This window comes from Nocardia sp. NPDC006044, assembly GCF_042871115.1.
Classification (GTDB): domain Bacteria; phylum Actinomycetota; class Actinomycetes; order Mycobacteriales; family Mycobacteriaceae; genus Nocardia.
Window position 1 is genome coordinate 52,461 of the sequence record NZ_JBIAID010000004.1, and the last position, 23,407, is coordinate 75,867.

Genomic DNA, 23,407 nt, shown 5'->3' on the forward strand with positions numbered 1-23,407 from the left:
GTGTCGATCCAGATGAACAGCCGATGTCCGCTGTACCGCAAGGGAAATCAGGAGGAGCTATGAGCACCACGACGACTACCACTGACAAGAACACGGACACCAAGGCACCCGCCGACACGAAGGCGCCCGCCGACACCAAGGCGGCGGCGAGCCGGGGCGGCGACTCCGCCGCGAAGAACAGCAAGCTGGCCAGCGACCAGGGCACCACCTCCATCGCCGACATCGTCGTGCAGAAGGTGGCCGGGCTCGCGGCTCGCGAGGTGCGCGGCGTGCACGACCTGGGTGGCGGCGCGGCTCGCGCGTTCGGCGCCATCCGCGATCGCATCCCGGGCGCGTCCGCCAGTATCGGCCAAGGGGTTTCGGTCGAGGTCGGGGAGACCCAGGCCGCGGTCGATCTGGAGTTGGTCGTCGAATACGGCGTCGCCATCGCGGAATTGGCGCGCGCGGTGCGCCGCAACGTGATCAACGCGATCGAGCAGATGACCGGGCTGGACGTGGTCGAGGTCAATATCAACGTCAACGACGTCTACATCCCCGGCGACGACGACGAGCCGGTGCAGAGCAGCCGGGTGCAGTAATGAACGCCACCGCGATTTGCCTCGCCGTCGGCCTCGCGCTCGGCTTCGCCGGTGCGTTCGGCGGATTCGGCGCATTCACCATCGTGCTGCTGTTCGCCGTGCTCGGCCTGGTGGTCGGCCGCTGGCTCGACGGTGAGCTGGACCTGGCCGGGCTGCTCCAGTCGGCACAGCGCAAGGGCAGGCGATGACCGCCGTCGTCGCCGACGAGTATCCGGGCGTCACCACGGTGGCGCCGCGCGCGGTCCAGCGGATCGTCGCGCAGGCGGCGCGCGAGGTGGCCGGCGTCGGCGCCGATGTCCGGGTCGAGGCCAGGGTTTTCGCCAATCGGACCGCGCTGGACGTGCGAGTGCCGATTCTGTATCCGTCGCCGGTGGGCCGGGTGACCGAGGCGTGCCGCGCCCACCTGGCCCGCCGCACCAGCGAGCTGACCGGGCTCGCGGTGAGCGGAATCGACATCGAGGTCACCGAGCTGAGCACCGAAACCGCCGGCGGCGGAAGGAGAGTCCGATGATCCGCAGGCCGCGCCGGGCGGGTCCGGCGATCGTCGTCGCGGTGCTGCTGCTCGCGGTCTGCGTCGCGGTGGCGGTGTCACTGGTCCAGCGCTTGGTCGGCGCGCACGAATTCGTCTCCTACGACAGCGTCGCGGCCGACCTGCACGGCATGACCTGGCACGACACGCCGGTGCTTGCCGTGGGCATCGGGGCGATCGTGTTCGGCGCCGGGCTGCTCGCGCTGGCGCTGTGGCCCGGCCGGCCGGCCGTGTTGCCGCTCGGCGCCGAGGACGGCATGTCGGCCGGCGTGACCCGCGGCGGACTGCGCACCGCGTTGCGCAGCGCCGCGGGTTCGGTGGACGGCGTCGGCTCCGCGCGCGTCCGCTTGCGCCGCAAGGCGGTCAAGGTCTCCGCGCACACCGCACGGACCGGCACGGACGGCCTGCCCGAGGAGATCTGCGAAACGCTCACCCGCCGGGTGCAGGAGATCGGCCCGCAGCGGGTCCGTCATGTGCGGGCCAAGCTGCGCGGACCGAAGACAGGAGAGGCGTGATGAGTAGCACCACCCGTCCGGCCGCGTTGAACCGGACCGTGCTCGGGCTGACCGGCGGGCTGCTGCTCGCGGCGGGCGCGCTCGCCGTCGCAGCGCACTATGGGCGGCTGCGCTGGGTGCGGTCCGACGACGCCGTCGTCCCCGGCACCGGCGCACCGCCGACCTGGGTGCTGTGGGCCGCGGTCGCCGCGGCGGTGCTGATCGGGCTACTGTGCCTGCGCTGGCTGCTGGCCCAGGTGTTCCGGATGCCCAAGTCGGTCACCTGGCGCACCGGCGGCACCGAGTGGGCCGGGACCACCGTGCTGGACTCGGCTGTCGCCGCCGCGCCCGTGGCCTCCGACATCGAGAGCTACGAGGGGGTGCGCAGTGCCTCGGCCTGGTTGTCCGGCGGCCGCAGCGCACCCGAGCTGCACCTGGTGGTCACCGCGGAACCGACCGCCGACGTCGCCGAACTACGCCGCCGGATTCTGGGCCACGCCGTGACCCGGCTGCGCGAGGCGCTGGAGGTGGAGGTCATTCCGGTGAGCCTGGAGCTCGACTTCGCCGAGGACCGGCGCCCGGCCCGGGTGCGCTGATTTTTATCCGCACGCGGCAGGCCGAGGCGGGCGCGGCGATCGGGGACGGCCTACGGTAGTTTGGCCAGTTGGATCATCTCCGCGCGTGCTCGAGCGGGCGGAGGGTCGACGCGTCGGAGGTAGCGAAGTGGCGATGCCAGGCAACCGGTTTGGTGTAGCGGGCTCGGAGAGTGCTCGATGAGCGCGGACGGAAAGGCGAAGAGCCTGGACACGGACGTGCGCTCGGTGGATTCCGCGCGAATCCTCTCGCTCAACGGGGAAATCGACATGGCGTCCGCGCCGCAATTCCAGGCCGCGGTGGACGACGCGCTGCGGGATCAGCCGAGCACGCTGGTCATCGACCTGTCCCGGGTGGAGTTCTTCGGCTCCGCCGGACTCAGTGTCCTGCTCGTGGCCGCGGAGTCGCTGCCGACGGGCCAGGTGCGCGTGGTGGCCTCGCCGCCGGTGCGTCGCCCGATCGAGGTGACCGGGCTGGACAAGCTGCTCAGCGTGCACAACACCGTGGACGAAGCGCTGGCTGTCGAAGAACCGCGCCGCCCGGCCTGAGGCCGGGGCAGCGCGCCTGCGGTCAGTTCTGCCGGGGGAGCCGGACGACCTGGACGAAGAAATCGTCGATGTGCTTTATCGCCGAGACGAATTGATCCAGGTCGACCGGCTTCGTCACGTAGGCGTTCGCGTGCAGCTTGTAGCTGCGCAGGATGTCTTCCTCCGCCGCCGAGGTGGTGAGCACCACCACCGGAATGTGCGCCAGCTCCGGATCCGCCTTGATCCGCTCCAGCACCTGACGTCCGTCGTATCTGGGCAGATTGAGATCGAGCAGGATCAGATCCGGCCGCGGGGCACCCGCGTGCTCACCCTGCTTGTACAGGAAATCCAGCGCCTCCTGGCCGTCGTGCGCGACGTGCAGGGTGTTGCCGATCTTGTTGTCCTCGAAGGCCTCCCGAGTCATCAACTCGTCGCCGGGGTCGTCCTCCACCAGGAGGATGTCGATGGGCTGGCCGGGAATGCTCAAGAGGAATCTCCTGTGTTCATCGGGTCAAGGGTATTGCGGGGCAAATTCTTCGGGAATCAGCCGGGCAAGCTGGGTTCGGCTTGCGTGGCGATTTCTTTCGATGTGTTCGTGTCATCCGCCGGCACCGGGGAGTTCAGCGTGAACCAGAACCGGGTGCCGCCGGTGTATTCGGGGTCGAGCCAGATCTTGCCGCCGTGGTGCTCGACGATCTTCTTGCACAGGGCCAGCCCGATCCCGGTGCCGGTGTATTCCTCGCGATTGTGCAACCGCTGGAAGATCACGAACACCTTCTCCCCGAACTCCGGCGGGATGCCGATCCCGTTGTCGGTCACCGAGAACAACCAGCCGCCCCTGTCGTCATCTGCGACACAGGCCAGCTCGACCACCGGCTTCCGATCGGGCGCGCGGAATTTGATCGCGTTGCCGATCAGGTTCTGCCACAGCATGGTCAGCAGCGTCGGGTCGCCGTTGATCCTGGGCAACTCGTCGGGGCGTTCCAGGCGTAGCTCGGCGTCCTCGGCGGCCACCGAGAGGTTGGTCATCGCCTTGTCCAGCGTCTGGTCCAGGCCGATCGGCACGTTGCCGTCGATGACCCGGCCGACCCGGGAGAAGGTGAGCAGATCGTTGATCAGCACCTGCATCCGCTTGGCGCCGTCGACCGCGTAGTCGATGTATTGGATCGCGCGCTCGTCCAGCTGGTCGGCGTAGCGCTTCTCCAGCAGCTGGCAGAACGCGGCGACCTTGCGCAGCGGTTCCTGGAGATCGTGCGAGGCCACGTAGGCGAACTGCTCGAGTTCGGCGTTGGAGCGGCGCAGCTCCGCGGTCTGCGCGTCCAGCGCCGCCTCCTGCACGCGGGAGGTCTCCAGCTCGGCGACGACTTGGCGGCGCATGGCCTCCACCGCCTCCGCCACGGTGGTCAGGTCGGCCGGGCCGTGCGCGGTGATGTGGTGTTCGTAGTCGCCATCGGCCACCCGCCGGGACGCGGTCTCCAGATAGTTCAGCGGGCGGGCGACCAGCTTGCGCACCAGCGCGGTCAGCGCGAACGCGGCGATCAGGAACGCGGCGACCATCGCGCCCAGCACGGTATCCCGCACGGTGCGGGTGCGTTGCAGCTCCGCCTGATCGCTGTCGACCTCGGTGGCGAGGTCGGCGTTCTGCGTGGTGAACAGGGCACGGAGCTTGTCGAAGGCGGCCTTGCCGCGGGCCGCGTCCGCCTCCCCGATGGCCCGCGGGCCACGCGCGGCCACCGAGGTGACCAGCGGTTCGGCATACCCGCTACGCCAATCGGCGGCCGCCCGTTCCACCGCGTCGAGGTCGGCCAGCAGCTGCGGACGGTCGGCCAGCAGCCGGCGGATCTTGTCCGCGGATTGCGCTTCGTCCTGAACGCCTTCGGAATACGGTGCGAGGAATTGGGCGTCGGCGCCGATGGCGTAGCCGCGGATGCCCGTCTCCTGGTTGATCAGCGCGCCTTGCAGGCGGTAGGTCTCGGCGGTCGCGGGCTGCAACTGCTCGACCATCCGGTCGGCGACCCGGTTGGTTTTGGTGAGTTGATGCGCGCCGATCACCGTGCCGATGACCACCAGGATCACCATCAGGGCCAGCACGAGCATGAACCAGCCCTGGACGGTGAACCGACCGGCCACGGACTGCTTGCTCGGGGGAGTCGTCATCGATTGTCCTGCTTCAGGTCTCGGTGATTCCACTGCAAGTACATGACCGCCACGTCGTCTTCGAGCCCGCCGTGCGACTCGGCCAGCGCCTCCGCGCGCCGGACCAGCTCGTCGACGAACACGGCGGGATCCGCCGCGCTGACCGTGCGGGCCAGTTCGAGCAGGCCCTCCTCGCCGAGGCGGTCCTGGCCCGCGTCGGTATGTCCCTCGAAGAGCCCATCGGTGAACAACATCAGACCGGTGCCCAGGGGCAGCGCGATCTCGTGGGTCGACCATTCGGCGCGACCGGGCAGGAAGCCGAGCGCGGGACCGCCCGGCACCTCGACCCAATCCACCTGCGTGCCGGTGCGCATCAGCATGCCGGGGTGACCGGCTCTGGTGATGACGACCCGGTGATCCCAGGGGCGCAGAACCAGGCTGGTGAGGGTGGCAAAGGTCTGTTTGCCGGTGCGTTCGGCGAGCAGGACTTCCTCCAGCAGCCGCAATTGACGCAGGCCGAAGATGTCGCTGAGCACCAGGGTGCGCCAGGCCAGCCGCAGGGCGACGCCGGTCGCGGCCTCGTCCGGTCCGTGGCCGGCGACATCGCCGATCAGCGCGTGCACGGTGCCGTCGGCCTGCTGCACCACGTCGTAGAAGTCGCCGCCGAGCAGCGCGTTGGCCCGGCCCGGACGGTAGCGCGCGACGATGTCGACCGAGCGTTCGCCGCGCAGCAGCGGCGTCGGTAGCAGGCCACGTTCGAGGCGGGCGTTTTCCTGCGCGCGCATCTGACTGGTCCGCAGGGCCGCGGCGGCGCGTTCGGCCTGCTTACGCTGAATGGCGTAACGCAGTGCGCGACCGAACAATTCGGGCTCGATCCGGCCCTTGACCAGGTAGTCCTGGGCGCCGGCGGCGACCGCGGCGAGCCCGATCTGCTCCTGGTCCAGCCCGGTGAGCACGACGACCGCGACCCGGTCGGTGTACTCGCGCACCACGCCCAAAGCCTCCAGGCCGTCGGCGTCGGGGAGGTGCAGGTCCAGCAGCACACAGTCGGGTAGCTGTTCGGCGAGGAGCGCCCGCGCCTCGGCCGCGGACCGCACCCAGCGCACCGGCAGACCCGGCGCGCCATCGGCGATCAACTCCTCGACCAGCAACGCGTCGGCCTGATCGTCCTCGACCAGCAGCACCGACAGATCCGGCCAACTCCAGACGGCAGCGCGGTCTGGTCGGCGCTCAGGAATCGGTGCTTCTGCGCGGGCCTTGCCGTCACCGTCGCCGAGAAGGCCTATCTGCCCACTCTGCCCGGAAAGCATCGACTCCGGTCTCCTTCCATCCGCGTTGACCTACTCGGTCGTCGTCAAATACGACTAACGCGGAGTACCCACATTCGCGCAGCGCACCCTCCGGGTCTTGTACCACGCGACGTGCCACATTACCGCCCCCGCGGCATCTGGCGAGACTTACCGGGTGGGGCGGGTGTCGCATACGCCGACCGGTACAGTGCCGGGCCCGCGCGGCGATGGTTTACCTGGGACGCCAGGTGGTGAAGTCGAATTCGAGGTATTGCTCCGCGGCCGAAGGAATATGGGTGAGCGTGAGTTCCGCGAGATTGCCCTGATCGGTTTGCACGCAGAGGTGACCGCCGGTGGGCAGGTGGTACACGTTGTCCAGGGTCTGGCTCCAAGCACCGGGCACGATCGCGCTGCAGCGGTCCAGGCCGGAGCCCGCGTCGGTGCGCGGGACGGCGAAGCGGGCGTGGCCGTCGGTCATGGCGTTGAGCGAGTCGGCGGTTTTGGACGGGCTCATGTCTACGCCGGATTTGTCCTGGTAGTAAACCTGTCCGGTGTCCAGGTCGATGCCCTCGACGTTGGCGATCTTCTGGTGGCCGTGGGTGAGGGAGGGCGGCTCAGGGGTGGTCGGTCGCGGGGACAGGCCTGGGACAGCGGAGTCGGCCGGCGCGGCCGAGGGCGAATCGGAGCCGCGGTCGTGGGCGACGGTGTAGATCAAAGCGATCACGGTCGCGACACTGCCCACCACTGTCCAGAGCAGAGTCGACCGCCACAAGGATGCCGGCCGCCAGAAAGAGGTGGAGCCCGCCGGCCTGGTGTCGTTCGGTGCGGGTGGCGGATCGCTGGGTGGGTTCGGCGCCGGTGGTGCTGCGTCGGGTGCCGGGTCGTTTTCGGACATCTGTTGTTTCCCCCTGTCGCCGGATGCTGGTCGGAACCTGCGACAAAGGCGAACCGCAGCCCGCGCCGCAGAAGCATGTCCCGCGCGCGGCGAGACACGAAAGACCTTACATAGCAGGCGGCTATCTGGGCGCGGGTTTCTCCGGAACCCGCCACCCGCGGTGATAATGGATTGACAGGCTTATGTATTGTTCGCGACAGCAACTAGTTGCGCGGTTTTGGTAGGTCTGCTGGTGAAAATGGGGAGGGGCCACGCCCGTTGGCGGCCCACAGCACACCGGTAAGCTCGCCGAACTGTCGCACCGCTGAGAGTTTTACCAGCAGTAGTTAGTGCAGATCGCTTGTGTCACAAGGCTTGGCGAGTGCCGAGCCGATCCGATCGATGGCCGCGCAGCATATTCGGGGCGACCGACGAGCGGAAGCGCGTGTTCGAGAAAGACCGCTGACAACGCAGCCGACCAGAATTAGGGCGCACATGACGAATTCCACCACCCAGGCAATGCCGCCGGGCCTGGAAGCGGACGCGGGTCCCGCACTGTCACACCGGCAGATCCTGACCATCCTGTCCGGTCTGCTGCTCGGCATGTTCCTGGCCGCGCTCGACCAGAACATCGTCAGCGTGGCGATCGTGAAGATCTCCAACAGCCTGCACGGCTTCGACGAACAGGCGTGGGCGACAACGGCTTACCTGATCACAGCGACGATCACCACGCCGCTCTACGGCAAGCTGGCCGACATCTACGGGCGTAAGCCGTTCTACCTCACGGCAATCGGGCTGTTCATCGTCGGCTCGGTGGCCTGCACCTTCGCCACCTCGATGTATGAGCTCGCCGGGTTCCGCGCGTTCCAGGGACTCGGCGCGGGCGGCCTGATGTCGTTGGCGTTCACCATCGTCGGCGATATCGTGCCCGCCCGCGAGCGGGTGCGATATCAGGGCTATTTCATGATGGTCTTCGGTTTCGCCACCGTACTCGGGCCCGTGCTCGGCGGGTTCTTCTCCGATCTGGACACCCTCGGCGGCATCGCCGGCTGGCGCTGGGTGTTCCTGGTGAACGTCCCGGTGGGTGTGCTCGCCTGGCTCGTGGTCGCCAGGGTGCTGAATGTGCCGCACCAGCGGCAGAATCACCGCATCGACTGGTTCGGCGCGGTGACGCTGACGATCTGCACCGTGCCGCTGCTGGTGGTCGCCGAGCAGGGGCGGAACTGGGGCTGGCAATCGGATCGGGCGCTGCTCTGCTACGGGGTCGGCGGGGTCGGGCTGCTGCTGTTCCTGCTCGTCGAGTTCCTGATGAAGGACGCGGCGCTGATTCCGTTGCGGCTGTTCAAGAGTTCGACGTTCAGCGTCACCATCGCGGGCGGCTTCATCGTCGGCATCGCCATGTTCGGCGCGATCACCATGGTGCCGCAGTACTTCCAGGTGGTGCGCGGCTTCACCCCGACCAACGCCGGGCTGCTGATGCTGCCGCTGGTCATGGGCATCACGGTCGGCTCGCAGCTCGGCGGGCGGATCACCAAGAAGACCGGGCGCTACAAGATCCTGCCCGTGGCAGGCACTTTCATCACCGCGGTCGGCTCGGCGCTGTACGCGCAGGTGCACTACGACAGCGTGCTGTGGCAGCCGCTGGCGTATTGCGCGGTGATCGGGCTGGGGCTCGGTTTCTGCATGCAGACGTTGGTGATCGCGGCGCAGAACGCGGGCCGGCGTTCGGACATGGGCGTGTCCACCGCGGCGGCGACCTTCTTCCGGCAGATGGGCGGCACCCTCGGCGTCGCGGTGTTCCTGACCATCCTGTTCAACCTGTTGCCCAACAAGATCATCGACGCGTTCGGCGGAACGTTGCCGGCCGGTTTCGATGCCGAGCAGCTCAGCAACATGCAGAGCAACACCAGTGGCATCGAGGCGCTGCCCGACGAACTGAAGGTGCCGATCCTGATCGGCTTCACCAACTCCATGCACTGGGTGTTCTATGTCGCCGCGGCGGTGGCGTTGCTGGCCTGCCTGGTGTTGATGTTCATGAAAGAGATCCCGTTGCAGGACAATCCGGTGCCTGCCGCCGTGCGTGCACCTGGCCCGGCCACGGAGTCGAGCTGGGACGAGGATCAGATCTGGGAGGGCGCCGCGCAGGCGCTCGCCGAACCCGAACCGGTGCTCGCCGGGGCGGTCGGCAGGCCGGCGGCCGCCGAACACCGCGGTCACGGTTCGCCCGAGTTCGCCATGGCGGCAACCGGTTCCACGGTGACCGTGCTCGACTCGGTGGAGGGTTTCGAAGGGTACGGCGATGGGGCGATCGGTGGACGGATCCGGCGGGAGAACGGGCATCCGGTGCCCGACGCGGCGCTGACCCTGATCGATCAACGCGGGCATCAGGTTTCGCGGGCGACCGGCGACGCGGACGGCGGTTACGTCATCGGTGTGCCCGAGACCGGCAGCTATGTGCTGATCATCTCCGCCACCGGCCATCAGCCCGCGGCGGTGACGGTTTCGGTGGGCCAGCGGGCCCAGCATCTGGATCTCACCCTGCTCGGCTCCGGTGAGTTGTCCGGCATCGTGCGCTCCGCCGCCAGCGGCACCCCGCTCTACGGCGCCACCATCACCCTGACCGACCTGCGCGGTGAAGTGGTCGGCGCGGCGATGACCACCGCCGACGGGCGCTACGTGTGCCACGGGATCGTCTCCGGCACCTACACATTGGTCGCCGTGGCCGAACATATGCGCCCGAGCGCGACCACCCTCACCGTTCCCGATGCCGGGCTGCTCCGGCACGACATCGAGATGTCGCCCATGGCGGTGCTCGCCGGGTCCGCGCTGGCCGAAGACGGTCGTCCCGTCCCGGACGCGCAGATCAGCGTCCTCAACACGACCGGTGATCTCACCGCCACCGCTCGCACCGACGACAACGGCCGCTACCTCGTCACCGATCTGCCCCAGGGGCAGTACACCGTCGTGGCTCGCGGTTACCCACCGTCGACCAGCCAGATCACCGTCGCCGGTGGCGAGGTCAACCACGACGTGAAACTCGGCTACCAGCTGGAGGATTCGCAGTAGATCAACCGGCGTAGGTAACGTCCGCCTCGTTCCTGTCCTGATGCATGTCCCACAGCAGTTCGGCCAGGTGGGCGGGGGAGACGACCGGCACGTCCCAGACCGGTTCACCGGCCGCCTTCGCGCGTTCGAGTTCGGTGTGCCAGGCGCTGTTCTCGATCGCCGCGCCGATATAGAGGCCGCCGACGTAGACGCCTTTCCCGGCCACCTCGGCATGCAACGCCTGGAGGTAGTTGCGCTGGGCGGCGAGAGTCAGCCCGCCCGCGACGCGCGGATTCCCGTGCACGGCACTCGCCCCCTGTGCGCTCAGGATCGCGCCGTCTCCGCGAGACACCATGGCGGGCAAAAACTCTCGCACCAGCTCGAGCAGGGAGTAGACCCCGAGCCGCATCAGGTCTCGAACGTGCTGCGGGGTCAGATCGAGCACCGGGACGAAACCGTTGGCCGCCGCGCCGTAGTACAACACGTCGAGATCGCCGACGGCGGAACGAATCTGCTCGGCGAGCGTGGGAATCGCGCCGGTGCCGGCCAGATCCGCGGTGATGATATGCGTTGTTCCGGAGAGCTTCTCGGCGAACGCCTGGAGCGGCTCGCGGCGCCTGGCGACCAGCACCACGTCGTACCCTTCGTCCGCGTAACGGTGTGCGACGGCCTGGCCGAGGCCCGGCCCGGCGCCGAGTACGGCGATCGACTTCGTCATGAATACCCCTCGAGAGCAATGAGATTCGGAAAGATCCGCGCAGCGCGACCTGACCCTCCCGATAATAGTCACAATCGCTGATGATCAGCAATGCTGACGATCAAGAAAGTATATGGTCTCCAGGTGCCGATTCCTGCTCACCCGCCGCGACCATCCGAAGAAGCCGCGCTGCCTCGGCTCGGATACCTGCTCAAACACGCAGCCCTGCACTACGCGGAGCTGACCTCGGCCGAACTCGCCCCGCTGGGCATCACCCCTCAGGAATGGGCGGCCCTCAACTGCCTGGACGATCAGCCCGACCGCTCACAAAAGGAAGTAGCAGACCTCCTCGGCATCGACCGCACGACCATGGTCGCACTCATCGACCGCCTGCAAACCCAAGCCTGGGTCGAACGCCGCCCCCACCCCGCCGACCGCCGCAAAAACACCGTCACCCTCACCCCGCCCGGCCGCGCCATCCTCCACTCCGGCGCCACCATAATCGACAACTGCGAACACCAATTCCTGGCAGCCCTCGGCGCCCCAGCCGCCCACCAGCTCAAACAAGCCCTGCGCACACTGATCACGGCCAACCAATCACGCTGAACTACGAGCCTCGCGCCGAGATGCGCTGCTGGACAAGTGATCACAAGGAATTGGTGTAACTGGTCTCTCGGGCGATGCCTGCATCAGTTCCTCCTGATCATCCGACCGATAGCGAGGGTGATCGTCGGCTCTGACGAGGGTGCGTCAATCTTCTACCGGCAGGTGGGGGGAGTGGTATAGGAGTGCTTCGGCCACGTCCCAGGGGTCGGTGACGGTGGGCAGGTTGTCGAAATCCGTGGGGGAGATGTCGACGGTGAAACTGAATGTTCCGCGCCCGTCCAAGGTGACGCCGGCGTAGCATCGCCAGGCCTGAAGGCGGCCTGCGACAGTGGTTTTGGCGCAGATCGGGATCAGCACGACCGAGACTATCTCTGGCAGAGAAGCTTTGGTCCACAGTGGTCTGCCGTAGGCGGAGAAGCCGTGGGAGCGAGCTGCCGTGCCGAGTTCGAGCAGGCCGAGACCGTTCACGCGTTTTACGACCGAAGGTACCTCCTGCCCAAGCAGTCCCGGCCGCATGGACCGCGCCTTCCCGAATCGCATAGTGCACCTTCCGAACAAGCGGCCGGGTGCGCCGCAACGGTCACCCGACCGATGATTCCGGCCGAGCCGCTCGCCCGCCACCCCGGGATTGCCCAGTGGCCCCACCGGATCGACGGCGGGCGCGAGGACGTCTCGGTCAGTCGAGTCCGGCCGCCTGTTTCGCGGCGTCATCCAGCTTGGACCGATACCCCTGCCACCAGTCCGGATCGCTGGTAGGCAGGTTGTCGTTGTGCGGGAGCAGGCCGGCGGCGCCGTCGATGAGTTCGCGAATGATGTCGGCATGTCCCACATGCCGGTTGGTCTCGGTGGTCACATGCACCAGGATCCGATGCAGAGTGACGACCCGGTCCTTCGTCCACCACGGCACCGAACCCTCGGCAGTCAGGTCCAGGCTGTCGATCGTCTCGTCGGCGTGCGCCCAGGCCCGCTGATAGAACGCGATGATGTCCGCCCGCGATTCATCGGCGGTGGCCCACATGTCGGCCGTGGGATCGGCGTCGAAATCGAGCTTCGTGATGGGTTCGTCGACCGGCCGTCCGAAGGTGTCGCCGAAATACCCGAACTCGATCGCGCCGAGATGTTTCACGAGCCCCAGCAGATTGGTGCCGGTAGGCGTCATAGGCCGGCGAACGTCATACTCGGACAGCCCATCGAGCTTCCACAACATCGCTTCGCGGGCATACCGCAGATACCGGTGCAGATCCGTCTTGGGATCGGAGGCAGTCATGTCGAGCACTCTGCCAGGAGACCCACCCACCCCGCCCATTTTCCGGTCGCCACCAGCAAAATTCACTCGCGAGACGAGGCCGGTTCGCTCGAATTGCCATGGTGCCCTGGATGAATGACGTAGGACCGGCCGAACCGCTGAACGCTTCCTCAGGTCCGGGGTGGATTCCATTGCCCCCCGGGCACCCACGTTGTCGGTTGTTCGCTCGACTACCGCCTCGAACCCATGCGGGGGAACGTTATCGGGCAGGTACGTCTCGGCAATCGTCGTGCCGGACGGTCGGAGCGCACCTGGAAAGGTAAGGAGCAGCATGGAAATCCGGAAAACATTGATCAGATCGGCTTTCGCTCTTTGTTTGGGCATCGGTGGCGCGCTGATCGCGGTCGCGCCTGCCCAGGCGGGTGTACTCGGCGGTATCGACGTCCAGCGCGCCTGCCGTGCGAACCACGGCGGAGATGTGTGGTGGAACGCTACGCTGGTCACGCAGGATGCTTTCGGTTGGCGCTGCTACAGCGACAAAGTCATGAAGTACGACAACGGCATCGATATGAACGCGGCATGCCGTGCGCAATACGGCAACCGGGCGAAGGCCCACGCCTTCAATGTGCACGACCCCTACAGCTGGGTTTGCGAAAGCTGAAGTCCGAGAAACGGTTCGGCTCGACCGTCCAGTGCGGCCGGGCCGTACTGCTCACTGACCGGGGCAGTGGATTCAGCAGGCACCGGCCGCGGGCACGGTCGGGTCGATGGTTCAGGCGGGGATGGCGTCTCCGGGGAAGCCGAGGCTGGGGTGTACCTCGACGCGGATCATGTCGGCTTGCACGCACGGGTCCCCGGCCATGATCTGCGCGGCTTCCTCGGCGGGCACGGTCATGATGGCGACGCCGGCGACTGTGTCGGAGACGACGGGGCAGAGCACGGCGATCACGCCGTCGGCGCGCAGCGACACCATGCGCCGCTGGTGTTCGAGTTCGATGGCGTCCGCGCCGTCCATGGTCCGCTTCGGTCCCCACTGGAGGAGCGCGACGCTGAACGGTTTGGCGGTCGCGGCCAGGGCCTGGATCTGCTCGTCGGTGATTGTCGTGGTCATTCTGTTCCTCGATTCTCGATCTGCTCGGCCAGCGAGACGATGATTCCTTCGGGTCCGCGGATGTAGGCCATCCGCCACATCCCTTCGTATTCGCCGATGCCACCCACGAGGCCGTAGCCGTCGGCGGCGGCGTGCTCGACCGCGGCCTTCAGATCGGTGACCACGAAGGCGACGTTGCGCAGGCCCAGTTCGTTGGCCGGGGCGGCGGGCGAACCGGGGAGGTGATCGGGCCGGACGAAGCTCGACAGTTCCAGCGTCGTTCCGCCACCGGGTAACCGCAGCATGACGATCTCGGTGGCCGCGCCGGTCATGCCGATCACGGTGTCCAGGAACTCGCCCTCGACGGTCATCTTCTGGTCTGCTTCCAGCCCGAGACCGACGAAAAACGCTGTCGCGGTGTCGATGTCGGCAACGGTGATGCCGACGTGGTCGAAGCGCTGCGCGAAGCCCATTCGATACCTTCCTACGTTGTCGGAGACGCTGAGGACGGTAGCACCTTTGAGTTCCCTAAGGGAACTCTATTGGTGAGATCGGTGTCGGGCGAACGCTCAGCTCGGCAAGCCGGCTGCGATGCCGTCGAGCAGGAAGCGGAGCCCGGCCTGAAAGGTCTGGTCGGCGTCCAGGTGCGTGGCATCGTGCACGACCGTGGACAACGCGGGGAACTGCCCGGTCGCGAAGGCGCGCGTGAGGTATGGCCCGCGCGCGGCTTGCCAGCCCCGCTCGTCCAGGCCGGTGGCCCGCTCGGCCCGCCGCTCGGCGATCTCCCGGCGCACCGCGCCGGTCACGTACGCGTTGACGGCGGCGACCATCGGCATGACCGCGTCCACGTCCAGATCGCGCAACGCCGCCGCCACCGTCTCCCCGTTGGTCAGTGCATGGGGTCCGAGTTGCGGTCGGCCACCTAGCAATTCGGCGAGCCATTCGTGCCGATGCGCGGCGTTGCGGGTGGCTTCGGCCAGCGATTGCAGCATCGCCCGCCACCCGTCGCCGGCCGGCCGGATCTCGGCCTGGACGGCGTCGACCATCAGGTCGAGCAACTCCGCCTTGTCGTCGATGTAGCCGTAGAGCCGCATCGGGCCGACGTTCAGCTCGGCGGCGATCTTGCGAAACGACACCGCGTCCAGGCCGTCCGCGTCGGCCAGCCGGATCGCGGCTTGGACGATCTGTTCCCGGCTCAGCGGGGCCGGCGCGGGTCGATTCGGTGGCTCCGGCCTTTCCCATACCAGCATGAACTGACAATACATCGCATCTGTCGATACAGTGTATCGAGCTATGCGGTGTATCGAAGGAGGGCAATCATGACCATCGCCATTGTCGGGGCCGGCCTCGGCGGCCTGGCGCTCGCGCGGGTACTGCACGTCAACGGGATCGATTCGGTGGTGTACGAACGTGAACCGGCACGTGATGCGCGCGGGCAGGGCGGCATGCTCGACATCCACTCCGGCCAGCGGGCGCTGCACGCGGCCGGTCTGATCGACGAGTTTTACGCGATCGCCCGCAGAGAAGGTCAGGACATGCGGCTGCTCGAGCCGGACGGCACCCTTCTGCTGCAAGAAGACACACCCGACGACGCCCCGCTCGATCGCCCCGAGGTCGACCGGCTCGATCTGCGCAACCTGCTGCTGGATTCCCTGCCGGAAGGGGTGGTGCGCTGGGGACACGCGTGTACATCCGCCAGGCACGGCATGCTGCAATTCGCCGACGGCAGCAGCGCGACGTGTGACCTGCTGGTCGGCGCGGACGGCGCGCAGTCCCGGGTCCGCCCGCTGCTCACCGACGCCCGCCCGGCGCATATCGGCCAGAACGTCGTCGAGCTCGGCATCCCCGACATCGACCGCACGCATCCCGACCTCGCGGCGATGGTCGGGCGCGGAAACTATTGGGTCATCGGCAACGGAATATCCTTGGGAGCGCAGCGAAATGGCGACGGCCGTGTGCGCGTCGGCCTCAGCTTCTACAACACCGCCGAGGACTGGTTCGCCGCCGGCGCGATCCCGTTCGACGATCCGGCCGCCGCTCGCGCGCGGCTGATCGACTTGCTCCCCGGCTGGCACCCCCGCATCACCGCGCTGATCGCGGCCTGCGACGACGCGATCGCGCCGCGCACGCTCACCACCCTCCCCGTCGGCCTGACCTGGCCGTCGACGCCCGGTGTCACGCTGCTCGGCGACGCCGCGCACCTGATGCCGCCGGTCGGGGAGGGCGCCAACATGGCCCTGCTCGACGGCGCGGTCCTGGGGCTCGCGCTGGCCGCCCATCCGAACGACTTCCCCACCGCGGTAAAGGAATACGAACGCGAAATGTTCGAACGCACCAGCGCGGCCGCCCGCATGTCCGCGGACATGCAGGAACTGCTGATGTCGCCGGACGCCGCTCAGAGACTGCTGGCCTTCTTCCAGCCTGGCTGAGCGGCCGCCGAACACGTTGCTTGCCCCGTGGGTGAGCAATAATGCGAAACCCCCTGCCGGACAGTTTGTCGGGCAGGGGGTTTCGGGTTCGATCGGTTCTTACTGTTCGCCGTGCCGGCCGGGGGCGGCGCTACCGCTGTATTCGCCCAGATCGGAGACCAGCTTGGTCAGTTCCGGGTCGCTGTCGTAGCGGCGCTGGTGCAGTTCGGCGATCTTCTCGGCCATCGCCGGGTCCGGGTCGTCGGTGATGTCGAAGGAAGCGAACTTGTCGACCAGGGGAAGGCCGACGCGGTCGGTGTGGCGGTGGGTCGGGTGGATCAGGTACTCCCAGTAGCCGTCCAGGTCTTCGATGACGAACACTGCGCCCCACTGGTATTCGCCACCGAAGTCGGGGCCGACCACAAAGGACTTCACCGAAGGGATGCTCCGTCCTTGGTTGCGCAGGCTCTCGATGGCCTCCTCGACGGCTTCGGGGGAGGCGTCGGCGCGGAGGGTGAGGCGGTTGCAGTGGTAGATCATTATCTTCATCCTTCATTCGTTGGTGTTACTTGGCATTACGGAGCAGGGGCAGCGCGATCGCCGCGCCCGCGGTCATGGCGAGCCCGGTCCAGAGGAACGCGTCGCCGATGCTGGTCAGGTGGATGAGCGGCGCGACGATCAGCGGAGATACGAACTGGCCGAGGAAGATTCCGGTGACCAGGCCGCTGAGGATGCGGCCGCGGGTGGCGGGCGGTGCGAGGTCGCTCAACCGCAGGTTCAGATTCGGGACGGCGAGGCCGACGCCGAAGCCGCCCACGAGCAGTCCGGCCACCACCTGCGCCACGGTGCTCGCGGTACCGACCAGCACCCACCCGAGGCCCAGCGAGCCCACGCTGGCGGCGGTGAGGACGCTCGGTGACCAGCGGGCCCGCAGGGACGGAAAGGCCAGTGCGCCAACGACACTGCTGAGAGTCGTCGCGGCGATCACCACACCGACCAGGGCCGGACCGATGTGCAGTTGCGCCAGCAGGAAGGGCAACTGGGTGGGGGCCATGTAGAAGGCGAGCGTCACCAAGAAGGCGAGCAGGTAGAGCCCGGCGATCGGCCGGAAGATACCAGTCCGCGCATCTGCAGTTTCGACACCGACTGGCCCGGATGTCTTGTTCCGCTGTTGTTCTCGCAGTGCAAACAGCGCGAACGGCAGGATCAACGCGGAGACGCCGTAGATCCAGAACGGCAGTTTCCAGTTCGACGCGGCCAGCAGACCCGCCAGCGGTAGGAAGACGACACCGCCGATACTGGCGGAAGCCTGTTGCAGCCCAAGGAAAGTCGCCCGCTTCGGTCCCTCGAACCAGTCGGTGACGATGGCGCTGATCGCGGTCATGATGCCGCCGACCGCGACGCCCACCAGGGCTCTGGTCACCAGCAGGACGCCGATGCTGTCGACGAAGAACCCGGCCGCTCCCGCCACGGCGTACAGCGCGAGACTGCCCACCAGCAGCGGCTTCCGCCCGATCCGGTCGGCCGCCATGCCCGCCAGCGGTGCGCTGAGACCGATGGCCAGCGACGTGACGGTCAGCACCAGCCGCACCAGCACATCCGCCCCGGCCACCGCCGAGAACGTCTCGCGCATGGCGGGCAGGCTCGGCGCGATGACCGCCGGGGCCATCAGCGTCAGCGTCGCGGCGGCCAGCACGGTGGCGCGGGCGATGCGCGCCGGCGCGGCCGGCAATCGCTGCACCGCCTCGTCAGGTGCCGCGCTCATGGTGTTCCTCCTCGTGTCCGGCAAGTCGTGCTCGCTTGCTGACCTCGAGATTTCCATCCGAGCACCGGCGCCCGCGTCGGTGATTTCTACCTAGATACGTAGGCGATCCAGCGGTTAAGTAACGACCGGGGTAGTCCTGGTCTCGACCACTCGTCGGTGATCCCATCGCGCTTCGGCCCCGGCGATCGCGGCGAGGTCGGATCAGCTGCGGATCGAAAGACGAATCCACACAGGTTTCGGCGGTTCCCTAGAGCAACTCGCCGTAACCGCAGATGTGCACGGCGGGCGGTCCGGCGATCATCTCTCCGACCACGTAAACGGCTCGGCTGCGCTGCCCCGATGGCTTGGCATGCGGCTGGAGCAGCTCGCCGTAGCCGCGGGCATGTACGGCGGGCGGCCCGGAGATTATCTCGCCGACCACGTAGCGACGGCTCGGCCGCGCTGCTCCGGTTGCCTGGCATCCGGCTGGAGCAGCACCGAGGTCAACGCGAAGTTCCTGCGCAGCTCGCACAGCTGGCAGCACTGTTCAACCCGCGCACGGGCTGGCTGCTCGTCGTCTCGCCGTAGCTGCGGGTTACCCGGCGGCAGCCTTGCGATCATCTCGCCGACCACGCAGACGGTTCGGCCCGCGCTGCACCCGGGGGCTGGGCACGCGGCTTATAGCCGGGGTTTCACCATGTGCACGGCACCGCTGATGTGGTTGGGCGGGAGGGGGTTCGGGGTGGGGAGGAGCCGGTAGCCCGCGTTCCGATACATGCGGATGTTGCGTTCGCTGCGCGCGCCGGTGAACAGGACGAATTGTTCGATGTGCGGCGGAGCGAGACCTTCGATCAGTCGCAGCAGGTGGGAACCGGCGCCGCGACCGGCCAAATCGGGGGCGACCATGAGCCGGCCCACGTGCCAGTTGTTGCCTTCGACCTGGCCGCGTACCGCGGCGACCAGACGTCCGCGTTGCCGCACCACCAGGGTCGTCGAAGTGCTCGCCCACGCCAGGACCTCGTCGTGGGTCTCGAGCAGTGGGGGGAGGTCGAGCATGTCGTTGAGCACAGCCTCCGGCACCCAGCAGCATCGTTGCAGGACAACGAGTTCGGCGAGATCGTCCGCGGTGAATCGGGAGAGTGTGGAGCCGGGGAGCACGCTCGACAGGGCGTCGTGGGACAGGTCCGTCTGGTTCGGCGACCGCGTGGTCATGAGCGGTTCTGGCCGATTCCGGTGGTGCCGATGAGAATGTCGCGATACATAACCCGAAATTAGGGCGCGTTGTCGTCCCGGAGCAAGGGAAATACCGAGCATTCCAGCCGAGTGGCCGAGGTGATCCAGCCGATCGGCGGTCCGAACGGTGCTCGGACGGCCCCGCGAAGCAGTCGGCGCGCCGCCCGACCCCCTAAGCTGTCGTGGTGTCGCGTGTGCGCGCCCGGTGGACGGCGTCGGCATGGAGGCACCACATTTCGAGAGGCAGCCGTGGATCCCCATCGCGCCCGCACCCTGAGCCATGAACTGATCGACACTCACCAACGGTTGCGTAGTGAACTACGCCGAGTCGCCCGCGCATTGGACGAGTATCGGGAGGACGAGCCGATTGGTCCGCTCCGAGACCTGCGCACGCACTGCCTGACCTTCTGCCAGGCCCTCACCGACCATCACACCAGCGAGGACGAGACAGCGTTTCCCGTTCTGGCCCAACGCTTCCCGGATCTGGCGTCGGTGCTCGCCGAACTCTCCGCCGACCACCACCTGATCGCGGACATCCTGACCCGAATGACCACCGCGCTAGCCGAACTCGACCCCGGGAATCTAGCGGCGGTGCGCAGCGAGATCGCCGGACTATCAGCCATCATGGAGTCCCATTTCCAGTGGGAAGAACGCCGAATCACCGCCGCCTTGGACAAACTGTCCCCCTCCGACTATACCGCAGAGGCAATGTTCAGCGCTGGACCATGACGTCCGCCAGCAAGCGCAGGAGCTGATGAGGACGTCGCGTGCCGAGGCGGCCCAGGGGTGCGTATCGGCAAGTGCTGTCAGCCAACAGGTTTGGTCAACATCACTTGCGAAACGAATTCGGTCGCCACCAGTGATCGTCGCCAATCTGCCGCGCTCAGTGGCTCTTTCGCGCTCAATGCCGCCCGTAGTCGCCGTCCTTGTTCGTACAGGTCCGCCACGCTCGCAAAGCCCATCGCGATCGCGAGTACCTCCGTGCAGGGCCGCCCCATTCGCCGAGCCCGCGCTGTAGTACTTCCTGTTTGTCAGCCGAGAGGTCAACCGCTATCAGGCCATCCGCTTCCATCGAACCATGTTGGCCTACGCAGCGTCGTCCTGGGCAGTCAGCGCAATGACGGCCGATTCTCAGTCGGTGGGGGACAATTGGACGACAATCCCGCCGAAGCGGGCCTCCTGCATGGTGGCGGGATGGCCGTCGATGAAGCACACGCCGGTTCGGGTGACCTCGACGCATTCTTCGTACGGGGTGTCCGGATGGTCGATCGTGTCGGTGTAGTAGGCGATCATGCCGCCGCTGAGGCTGGTGTTGTAGCCGGTGATTCGGCGGCCGGCGTGATCGGTGGTCCGGCTCAGGCAGTGTTCGCAGACTGCGCGGGGGTAGCGGTCGGCGTAGACGGCCGGTTGCGCGCAGAGCGGGCAGGGGTGGGTGTATCGGCGGCCTGGGGTTGCGGCCTGTAACAGGAAATCGTTGCGGGCGAGGATGTTTCGTCCGGTGCCCGTCTGGTTTCGGCTGTGCCGGAGGTTCAGGAGAACGAACTCGGCGTAGTCGGCCGTCTCGGCGTCGAGCGCTTCGTGCCCGGGCAGGTCATCGATTCGCCCGTGGCCGGCGTCGTAGGCCGCGAGCGCCGCTCGGTGCGCCACCGAGAGTTCGCTGTCCGGGATGTAGCGGTTCGCGTGTTCGGCCCGAGCCAGGTGTTCGGCGATTATTTCGTCGATGGTCCGTCCGTCCGCCAGCAGCACTCCGCTGCCATAACCGGACGTGGACACCAAGACGTAGCCGTCCATAGGCCCACGGTCGCCGTTGATCTTCTCCAAGAAGGCGAAACCACGTCCGTAGCGGGCATTCTCGAGACCCGGATGGGGATAGTGGACGAGTGTGCCCGGATCCTGCGCCACATCACGCGCGTACCGCAGGGCTTCGTCGAAGGTCGGCGGCGAACTCAGGTCTGGACGCTTCATGACCGCCACCCTATCGAGCCCGATATCCCCGCGATAATCTCTTCGGCGGTCTTGGAATCCGCAGCTGCTCTGGCTCCAGAAATGTTGGTGCCCAACGTTGTAGCCGAGTGCCGCGGTCAACCGGTACAGGCCGAACCGCTTGACCTTCACCGAGGTTCAGGTTTCAGAATTCGGTGCATGACCGATGACACCGCCGCGATCCGCGAACTGTTCGACCGCTACACCGAGCTCTGGACTCGGCACGAGATGCGGGAATGGGGCGAGTTGTTCACCGAGGACTGCGACTTCATCACGCACCGGGGCGTGTGGTGGCGGTCGCGGGAGGAGAGTGTGCGTGGGCATCTGGACGTCCCCGAATCCGTTCTGGCGCAGAAGAAGAACTACACCCAGACGATCGTCGACCTCCAGCCGCTCACCCCCGGAGTGATGCTGGTGCACACCGAATGGGCGTGGCCCGATCACGTATTGCCGGGTGCCGCCGCGGGGGAGGACCGTCGTGGACTCATCACCGCGCTTCTCGTGCGCCGCGCGGAGGGCTGGTTGATCCGAGCGGCCCACAACACCCGCCTCAACGGGCTCGACGACTTCGCGCCGGTCGCGTCGTGAAGCGCAGGCTCGCGTAGTCGGGTATCCGATCGTCGCCCCAAACGGGCGATAATCGGGACGGTGGCATATCGTATCCTTTGTATACAACGGATGCGAAGGGGTGCTGTGGTTTACGAGAACATACGTGAGCTGATCGTGCTCGGGGTGTTCCCGGCGGGGCAGGCGCTCGGTGAGCAGGAGTTGTCCGATCGGCTCGGAGTCAGTCGCACGCCGGTTCGGGAAGCATTGCGGCGCTTGGAAAGTGATGGTTTGGTGGCTGCCGCGCGCCGGGGTGTCACGGTGGTCGAACTGGATGCCAAGGCGCTGCGGGACGCGTACCTGATGCGTGCCTCCCTGGAGTCGCTCACCGCGGAACTCGCCGCCCGGCGCCAGCAGGCGGGTGAGCTGTCCCCGGCGTCGCTGCGCAGGCTCAGCGAGCATGCCGACCTGGCCGACGCGGCGACTCGCCGGGGCGATCTCGCCGCCGGTGTCGAGCACAATCGCGCCTTTCACCGGTACATCGCCGAACTCGCCGATATCCCGCCGGCGCTGGAGGTGCTGGAGCGGATCTGGGATCGGATCGTCGTGTCCACCCGGGCATCGCTGAACGCGCCACCGAGACCGGCACGGGTGGACGAGCAGCACCGCCACCTCATGGCAGCGATCACCGCGGGTGAGCCGGATGCGGCTGCCGCACATGCCCGTAACCACGTCCTGGCCACGATGTCCGTCGTGGCCGAGCTAGAGCAAGGAGCGGCCAGTTGAGCAAAGAGCACGGCTATCAGGTGACAGTGCGGTGGACCGGCAACACGGGGACCGGCACCTCCGGCTATCGCGACTACGGCCGCGACCACGACATCCTCGCCGATGGCAAGCAACCGGTGAAAGCTACTGCCGACCAGGCTTTCCTGGGCACCGCGGATCGATGGAATCCCGAGGAGTTGCTGGTCGCCACCCTGTCGCAGTGTCACATGCTCACCTACCTCGCCCTGTGCGCCCGCGCCGGCGTGGTGGTCACCGACTACACCGACTCGGCCAACGGTGTGATGGAAGAGGATCTCGGTGGCGGGGGGCACTTCACCGAGGTGGTGTTGCGGCCGGAGGTAGTGATTGCCGATCTGGACATGCGCCACCAGGCGATGGAGTTGCACGAGCGGGCGCACAAGTTGTGTTTCATCGCCAATTCGGTCAACTTTCCGGTCCGTCACGAACCGGTGGTGCGCTGATCTGTTGTCCGGATGCGGATTTCAGATCGGTTCGAGTAGCGCGGTGAGTCTGGCGGTGCGGCCGGTGGCATCGAATTCGAAATGCAGGTAATGGTCGTTCACCGCGTATCGGTCGAAGTTCGGTCCGCTGCGCTCCGGTGTCCCGAGCATTGCTGCCGCTTCGGCACGAGTTGCGTTGGGGGAGAGGCCTTCCAGTAAGTCGTGCGGGCGCGGATACAGGCCGTAGGCCTCGTCCTGGTTGTCCGGCTGGGTCCGCACCATCGCCGATACGAGTACGTCGTCTTCGAAAAGCAGGTCCGTCCCGGCCGGGTGGAAGACGTAATACGTCGACCTGGTCTCGTCCCAGTCGAACTCCTCGATCGTCATCACGGGGCCTACCAGTGCGATCGCGGCGAGAATGCGGTTGTCGCCTTGCCGAAGCCCGAGAACCCCCAGCAGTACGGCGATCTCGCCTCGGACGACGGTCATATCCTTACTCCGAATCGGCAGGCGCGGGCGATCAACAGGTCGGGCGTCCGATCGAATCGCTCGCGACACCCAT

General features: G+C 67.1%; 30 protein-coding genes. 14 read left to right on the plus strand and 16 right to left on the minus strand.

What is annotated here, in order from left to right:
• The first annotated feature begins 59 nt into the window (after positions 1–59).
• From ACFYO1_RS31435 to ACFYO1_RS31460, 6 genes are all read left to right on the plus strand, one after another.
• Positions 60–578 carry an Asp23/Gls24 family envelope stress response protein gene (locus ACFYO1_RS31435; protein WP_387238859.1) on the plus strand — a complete coding sequence of 173 codons (519 nt, stop codon included), beginning with the start codon at positions 60–62 and terminating at the stop codon, positions 576–578.
• Positions 578–766 carry a hypothetical protein gene (locus ACFYO1_RS31440; RefSeq protein WP_387238862.1) on the plus strand — a complete coding sequence of 63 codons (189 nt, stop codon included), beginning with the start codon at positions 578–580 and terminating at the stop codon, positions 764–766. The genes ACFYO1_RS31435 and ACFYO1_RS31440 overlap by 1 nt, the downstream gene beginning before the upstream one ends.
• Entirely contained in the window at positions 763–1,089 is a 327-nt protein-coding gene (locus ACFYO1_RS31445) for an Asp23/Gls24 family envelope stress response protein (protein ID WP_387238865.1), read from the plus strand. Before ACFYO1_RS31440 ends, ACFYO1_RS31445 begins: the two co-directional genes overlap by 4 nt.
• The gene (locus ACFYO1_RS31450; RefSeq protein ID WP_387238868.1) at positions 1,086–1,622 is read left to right on the plus strand and encodes a DUF6286 domain-containing protein; all 537 of its coding nucleotides are present in this window, start codon (positions 1,086–1,088) and stop codon (positions 1,620–1,622) included. The genes ACFYO1_RS31445 and ACFYO1_RS31450 overlap by 4 nt, the downstream gene beginning before the upstream one ends.
• Complete coding sequence (locus ACFYO1_RS31455) at positions 1,622–2,197, plus strand: alkaline shock response membrane anchor protein AmaP (RefSeq protein ID WP_387238871.1); 576 nt, start codon at positions 1,622–1,624, stop codon at positions 2,195–2,197. The genes ACFYO1_RS31450 and ACFYO1_RS31455 overlap by 1 nt, the downstream gene beginning before the upstream one ends.
• 177 nt (positions 2,198–2,374) lie before the next feature.
• A complete protein-coding gene (locus ACFYO1_RS31460) occupies positions 2,375–2,743 on the plus strand; it encodes an STAS domain-containing protein (protein WP_387238874.1) in 369 nt (122 codons plus the stop codon).
• A 22-nt stretch (positions 2,744–2,765) separates the two neighbouring features.
• Here ACFYO1_RS31460 and ACFYO1_RS31465 read toward each other — a convergent pair whose 3' ends face one another.
• The 4 genes from ACFYO1_RS31465 to ACFYO1_RS31480 form a co-directional block, all read right to left on the minus strand.
• Positions 2,766–3,209, minus strand: a complete 444-nt coding sequence (locus ACFYO1_RS31465; protein WP_387238877.1) for a response regulator — start codon at positions 3,207–3,209, stop codon at positions 2,766–2,768.
• Between the two features lie 56 nt (positions 3,210–3,265).
• Positions 3,266–4,879, minus strand: coding sequence for a CHASE3 domain-containing protein (locus ACFYO1_RS31470; protein ID WP_387238880.1), 1,614 nt, complete (start codon positions 4,877–4,879; stop codon positions 3,266–3,268).
• On the minus strand, positions 4,876–6,168 hold the full coding sequence (locus ACFYO1_RS31475) for a PP2C family protein-serine/threonine phosphatase (protein ID WP_387238883.1): 1,293 nt from the start codon (positions 6,166–6,168) through the stop codon (positions 4,876–4,878). The genes ACFYO1_RS31470 and ACFYO1_RS31475 overlap by 4 nt, the downstream gene beginning before the upstream one ends.
• 211 nt (positions 6,169–6,379) lie before the next feature.
• Positions 6,380–6,871: a hypothetical protein gene (locus tag ACFYO1_RS31480; RefSeq protein WP_387238886.1), complete on the minus strand. Its 492-nt coding sequence runs from the start codon at positions 6,869–6,871 to the stop codon at positions 6,380–6,382.
• 645 nt (positions 6,872–7,516) lie between these two features.
• Here ACFYO1_RS31480 and ACFYO1_RS31485 point away from each other — a divergent pair.
• Positions 7,517–10,087 (plus strand): MFS transporter, encoded by a 2,571-nt coding sequence (locus tag ACFYO1_RS31485; RefSeq protein ID WP_387238890.1) that lies wholly within the window; start codon positions 7,517–7,519, stop codon positions 10,085–10,087.
• 1 nt (position 10,088) lies between these two features.
• On the opposite strand, the gene ACFYO1_RS31490 is transcribed toward ACFYO1_RS31485, so the two are convergent.
• Positions 10,089–10,784 carry an SDR family NAD(P)-dependent oxidoreductase gene (locus ACFYO1_RS31490; protein ID WP_387238893.1) on the minus strand — a complete coding sequence of 232 codons (696 nt, stop codon included), beginning with the start codon at positions 10,782–10,784 and terminating at the stop codon, positions 10,089–10,091.
• A 90-nt stretch (positions 10,785–10,874) separates the two neighbouring features.
• On the opposite strand from ACFYO1_RS31490, the gene ACFYO1_RS31495 reads away from it, so the two are divergent.
• Positions 10,875–11,369, plus strand: a complete 495-nt coding sequence (locus tag ACFYO1_RS31495) for a MarR family winged helix-turn-helix transcriptional regulator (protein ID WP_387238896.1) — start codon at positions 10,875–10,877, stop codon at positions 11,367–11,369.
• A 144-nt stretch (positions 11,370–11,513) separates the two neighbouring features.
• Here the strand turns inward: ACFYO1_RS31495 and ACFYO1_RS31500 are convergent, their stop codons facing one another.
• Both ACFYO1_RS31500 and ACFYO1_RS31505 read right to left on the minus strand, forming a co-directional pair.
• On the minus strand, positions 11,514–11,909 hold the full coding sequence (locus tag ACFYO1_RS31500; RefSeq protein ID WP_387238899.1) for a hypothetical protein: 396 nt from the start codon (positions 11,907–11,909) through the stop codon (positions 11,514–11,516).
• A gap of 136 nt (positions 11,910–12,045) precedes the next feature.
• On the minus strand, positions 12,046–12,636 hold the full coding sequence (locus tag ACFYO1_RS31505) for a DinB family protein (RefSeq protein ID WP_387238902.1): 591 nt from the start codon (positions 12,634–12,636) through the stop codon (positions 12,046–12,048).
• A 310-nt stretch (positions 12,637–12,946) separates the two neighbouring features.
• Here ACFYO1_RS31505 and ACFYO1_RS31510 point away from each other — a divergent pair, with 310 nt between their 5' ends.
• Complete coding sequence (locus ACFYO1_RS31510) at positions 12,947–13,276, plus strand: hypothetical protein (RefSeq protein ID WP_387238905.1); 330 nt, start codon at positions 12,947–12,949, stop codon at positions 13,274–13,276.
• A 111-nt stretch (positions 13,277–13,387) separates the two neighbouring features.
• Here the strand turns inward: ACFYO1_RS31510 and ACFYO1_RS31515 are convergent, their stop codons facing one another.
• The 3 genes from ACFYO1_RS31515 to ACFYO1_RS31525 all read right to left on the minus strand — a co-directional run bounded on the left by ACFYO1_RS31515 (position 13,388) and on the right by ACFYO1_RS31525 (position 14,955).
• Positions 13,388–13,726, minus strand: coding sequence for a hypothetical protein (locus ACFYO1_RS31515; RefSeq protein WP_387238908.1), 339 nt, complete (start codon positions 13,724–13,726; stop codon positions 13,388–13,390).
• Positions 13,723–14,178, minus strand: coding sequence for a VOC family protein (locus tag ACFYO1_RS31520; protein ID WP_387238911.1), 456 nt, complete (start codon positions 14,176–14,178; stop codon positions 13,723–13,725). Before ACFYO1_RS31520 ends, ACFYO1_RS31515 begins: the two co-directional genes overlap by 4 nt.
• A gap of 96 nt (positions 14,179–14,274) precedes the next feature.
• Positions 14,275–14,955 (minus strand): TetR/AcrR family transcriptional regulator, encoded by a 681-nt coding sequence (locus ACFYO1_RS31525; RefSeq protein ID WP_387238914.1) that lies wholly within the window; start codon positions 14,953–14,955, stop codon positions 14,275–14,277.
• Positions 14,956–15,024: 69 nt separating this feature from the next.
• Between ACFYO1_RS31525 and ACFYO1_RS31530 the strand changes: the two genes are divergently transcribed.
• Positions 15,025–16,134 carry an FAD-dependent oxidoreductase gene (locus ACFYO1_RS31530; protein WP_387238917.1) on the plus strand — a complete coding sequence of 370 codons (1,110 nt, stop codon included), beginning with the start codon at positions 15,025–15,027 and terminating at the stop codon, positions 16,132–16,134.
• A gap of 99 nt (positions 16,135–16,233) precedes the next feature.
• On the opposite strand, the gene ACFYO1_RS31535 is transcribed toward ACFYO1_RS31530, so the two are convergent.
• From ACFYO1_RS31535 to ACFYO1_RS31550, 4 genes are all read right to left on the minus strand, one after another.
• Complete coding sequence (locus tag ACFYO1_RS31535; RefSeq protein ID WP_387238920.1) at positions 16,234–16,653, minus strand: Dabb family protein; 420 nt, start codon at positions 16,651–16,653, stop codon at positions 16,234–16,236.
• Positions 16,654–16,678: 25 nt separating this feature from the next.
• The gene (locus ACFYO1_RS31540) at positions 16,679–17,878 is read right to left on the minus strand and encodes an MFS transporter (protein WP_387238922.1); all 1,200 of its coding nucleotides are present in this window, start codon (positions 17,876–17,878) and stop codon (positions 16,679–16,681) included.
• 247 nt (positions 17,879–18,125) lie between these two features.
• Positions 18,126–18,299: a hypothetical protein gene (locus ACFYO1_RS31545; protein WP_387238925.1), complete on the minus strand. Its 174-nt coding sequence runs from the start codon at positions 18,297–18,299 to the stop codon at positions 18,126–18,128.
• Positions 18,300–18,535: 236 nt separating this feature from the next.
• The gene (locus ACFYO1_RS31550; RefSeq protein WP_387238928.1) at positions 18,536–19,069 is read right to left on the minus strand and encodes a GNAT family N-acetyltransferase; all 534 of its coding nucleotides are present in this window, start codon (positions 19,067–19,069) and stop codon (positions 18,536–18,538) included.
• A 270-nt stretch (positions 19,070–19,339) separates the two neighbouring features.
• On the opposite strand from ACFYO1_RS31550, the gene ACFYO1_RS31555 reads away from it, so the two are divergent.
• Positions 19,340–19,819 (plus strand): hemerythrin domain-containing protein, encoded by a 480-nt coding sequence (locus tag ACFYO1_RS31555; protein ID WP_387238931.1) that lies wholly within the window; start codon positions 19,340–19,342, stop codon positions 19,817–19,819.
• A 402-nt stretch (positions 19,820–20,221) separates the two neighbouring features.
• On the opposite strand, the gene ACFYO1_RS31560 is transcribed toward ACFYO1_RS31555, so the two are convergent.
• Entirely contained in the window at positions 20,222–21,055 is an 834-nt protein-coding gene (locus tag ACFYO1_RS31560; protein WP_387238934.1) for a hypothetical protein, read from the minus strand.
• A 177-nt stretch (positions 21,056–21,232) separates the two neighbouring features.
• On the opposite strand from ACFYO1_RS31560, the gene ACFYO1_RS31565 reads away from it, so the two are divergent.
• The 3 genes from ACFYO1_RS31565 (at position 21,233) to ACFYO1_RS31575 (ending at position 22,866) form a co-directional block, all read left to right on the plus strand.
• The gene (locus ACFYO1_RS31565) at positions 21,233–21,661 is read left to right on the plus strand and encodes an SgcJ/EcaC family oxidoreductase (RefSeq protein ID WP_387238937.1); all 429 of its coding nucleotides are present in this window, start codon (positions 21,233–21,235) and stop codon (positions 21,659–21,661) included.
• Positions 21,662–21,766: 105 nt separating this feature from the next.
• Positions 21,767–22,405: a GntR family transcriptional regulator gene (locus tag ACFYO1_RS31570; RefSeq protein ID WP_387238940.1), complete on the plus strand. Its 639-nt coding sequence runs from the start codon at positions 21,767–21,769 to the stop codon at positions 22,403–22,405.
• The gene (locus tag ACFYO1_RS31575; protein ID WP_387238943.1) at positions 22,402–22,866 is read left to right on the plus strand and encodes an OsmC family protein; all 465 of its coding nucleotides are present in this window, start codon (positions 22,402–22,404) and stop codon (positions 22,864–22,866) included. The genes ACFYO1_RS31570 and ACFYO1_RS31575 overlap by 4 nt, the downstream gene beginning before the upstream one ends.
• Positions 22,867–22,887: 21 nt before the next feature.
• Here the strand turns inward: ACFYO1_RS31575 and ACFYO1_RS31580 are convergent, their stop codons facing one another.
• A complete protein-coding gene (locus tag ACFYO1_RS31580) occupies positions 22,888–23,334 on the minus strand; it encodes a hypothetical protein (RefSeq protein WP_387238946.1) in 447 nt (148 codons plus the stop codon).
• Positions 23,335–23,407: the final 73 nt, after the last annotated feature.

Excerpts from the sequence above, each read along its gene's own strand:
- ACFYO1_RS31435 (WP_387238859.1), top strand. The coding sequence starts at position 60 with ATGAGCACCACGACGACTACCACTGACAAGAACACGGACACCAAGGCA.
- ACFYO1_RS31440 (WP_387238862.1), top strand. The coding sequence starts at position 578 with ATGAACGCCACCGCGATTTGCCTCGCCGTCGGCCTCGCGCTCGGCTTC.
- ACFYO1_RS31445 (WP_387238865.1), top strand. The coding sequence starts at position 763 with ATGACCGCCGTCGTCGCCGACGAGTATCCGGGCGTCACCACGGTGGCG.
- ACFYO1_RS31450 (WP_387238868.1), top strand. The coding sequence starts at position 1,086 with ATGATCCGCAGGCCGCGCCGGGCGGGTCCGGCGATCGTCGTCGCGGTG.
- ACFYO1_RS31455 (WP_387238871.1), top strand. The coding sequence starts at position 1,622 with ATGAGTAGCACCACCCGTCCGGCCGCGTTGAACCGGACCGTGCTCGGG.
- ACFYO1_RS31460 (WP_387238874.1), top strand. The coding sequence starts at position 2,375 with ATGAGCGCGGACGGAAAGGCGAAGAGCCTGGACACGGACGTGCGCTCG.
- ACFYO1_RS31470 (WP_387238880.1), bottom strand. The coding sequence starts at position 4,879 with ATGACGACTCCCCCGAGCAAGCAGTCCGTGGCCGGTCGGTTCACCGTC.
- ACFYO1_RS31475 (WP_387238883.1), bottom strand. The coding sequence starts at position 6,168 with ATGCTTTCCGGGCAGAGTGGGCAGATAGGCCTTCTCGGCGACGGTGAC.
- ACFYO1_RS31485 (WP_387238890.1), top strand. The coding sequence starts at position 7,517 with ATGACGAATTCCACCACCCAGGCAATGCCGCCGGGCCTGGAAGCGGAC.
- ACFYO1_RS31490 (WP_387238893.1), bottom strand. The coding sequence starts at position 10,784 with ATGACGAAGTCGATCGCCGTACTCGGCGCCGGGCCGGGCCTCGGCCAG.
- ACFYO1_RS31495 (WP_387238896.1), top strand. The coding sequence starts at position 10,875 with ATGCTGACGATCAAGAAAGTATATGGTCTCCAGGTGCCGATTCCTGCT.
- ACFYO1_RS31500 (WP_387238899.1), bottom strand. The coding sequence starts at position 11,909 with ATGCGATTCGGGAAGGCGCGGTCCATGCGGCCGGGACTGCTTGGGCAG.
- ACFYO1_RS31505 (WP_387238902.1), bottom strand. The coding sequence starts at position 12,636 with ATGACTGCCTCCGATCCCAAGACGGATCTGCACCGGTATCTGCGGTAT.
- ACFYO1_RS31510 (WP_387238905.1), top strand. The coding sequence starts at position 12,947 with ATGGAAATCCGGAAAACATTGATCAGATCGGCTTTCGCTCTTTGTTTG.
- ACFYO1_RS31515 (WP_387238908.1), bottom strand. The coding sequence starts at position 13,726 with ATGACCACGACAATCACCGACGAGCAGATCCAGGCCCTGGCCGCGACC.
- ACFYO1_RS31520 (WP_387238911.1), bottom strand. The coding sequence starts at position 14,178 with ATGGGCTTCGCGCAGCGCTTCGACCACGTCGGCATCACCGTTGCCGAC.
- ACFYO1_RS31525 (WP_387238914.1), bottom strand. The coding sequence starts at position 14,955 with ATGCTGGTATGGGAAAGGCCGGAGCCACCGAATCGACCCGCGCCGGCC.
- ACFYO1_RS31530 (WP_387238917.1), top strand. The coding sequence starts at position 15,025 with ATGACCATCGCCATTGTCGGGGCCGGCCTCGGCGGCCTGGCGCTCGCG.
- ACFYO1_RS31535 (WP_387238920.1), bottom strand. The coding sequence starts at position 16,653 with ATGATCTACCACTGCAACCGCCTCACCCTCCGCGCCGACGCCTCCCCC.
- ACFYO1_RS31540 (WP_387238922.1), bottom strand. The coding sequence starts at position 17,878 with ATGAGCGCGGCACCTGACGAGGCGGTGCAGCGATTGCCGGCCGCGCCG.
- ACFYO1_RS31550 (WP_387238928.1), bottom strand. The coding sequence starts at position 19,069 with ATGACCACGCGGTCGCCGAACCAGACGGACCTGTCCCACGACGCCCTG.
- ACFYO1_RS31560 (WP_387238934.1), bottom strand. The coding sequence starts at position 21,055 with ATGAAGCGTCCAGACCTGAGTTCGCCGCCGACCTTCGACGAAGCCCTG.
- ACFYO1_RS31565 (WP_387238937.1), top strand. The coding sequence starts at position 21,233 with ATGACCGATGACACCGCCGCGATCCGCGAACTGTTCGACCGCTACACC.
- ACFYO1_RS31580 (WP_387238946.1), bottom strand. The coding sequence starts at position 23,334 with ATGACCGTCGTCCGAGGCGAGATCGCCGTACTGCTGGGGGTTCTCGGG.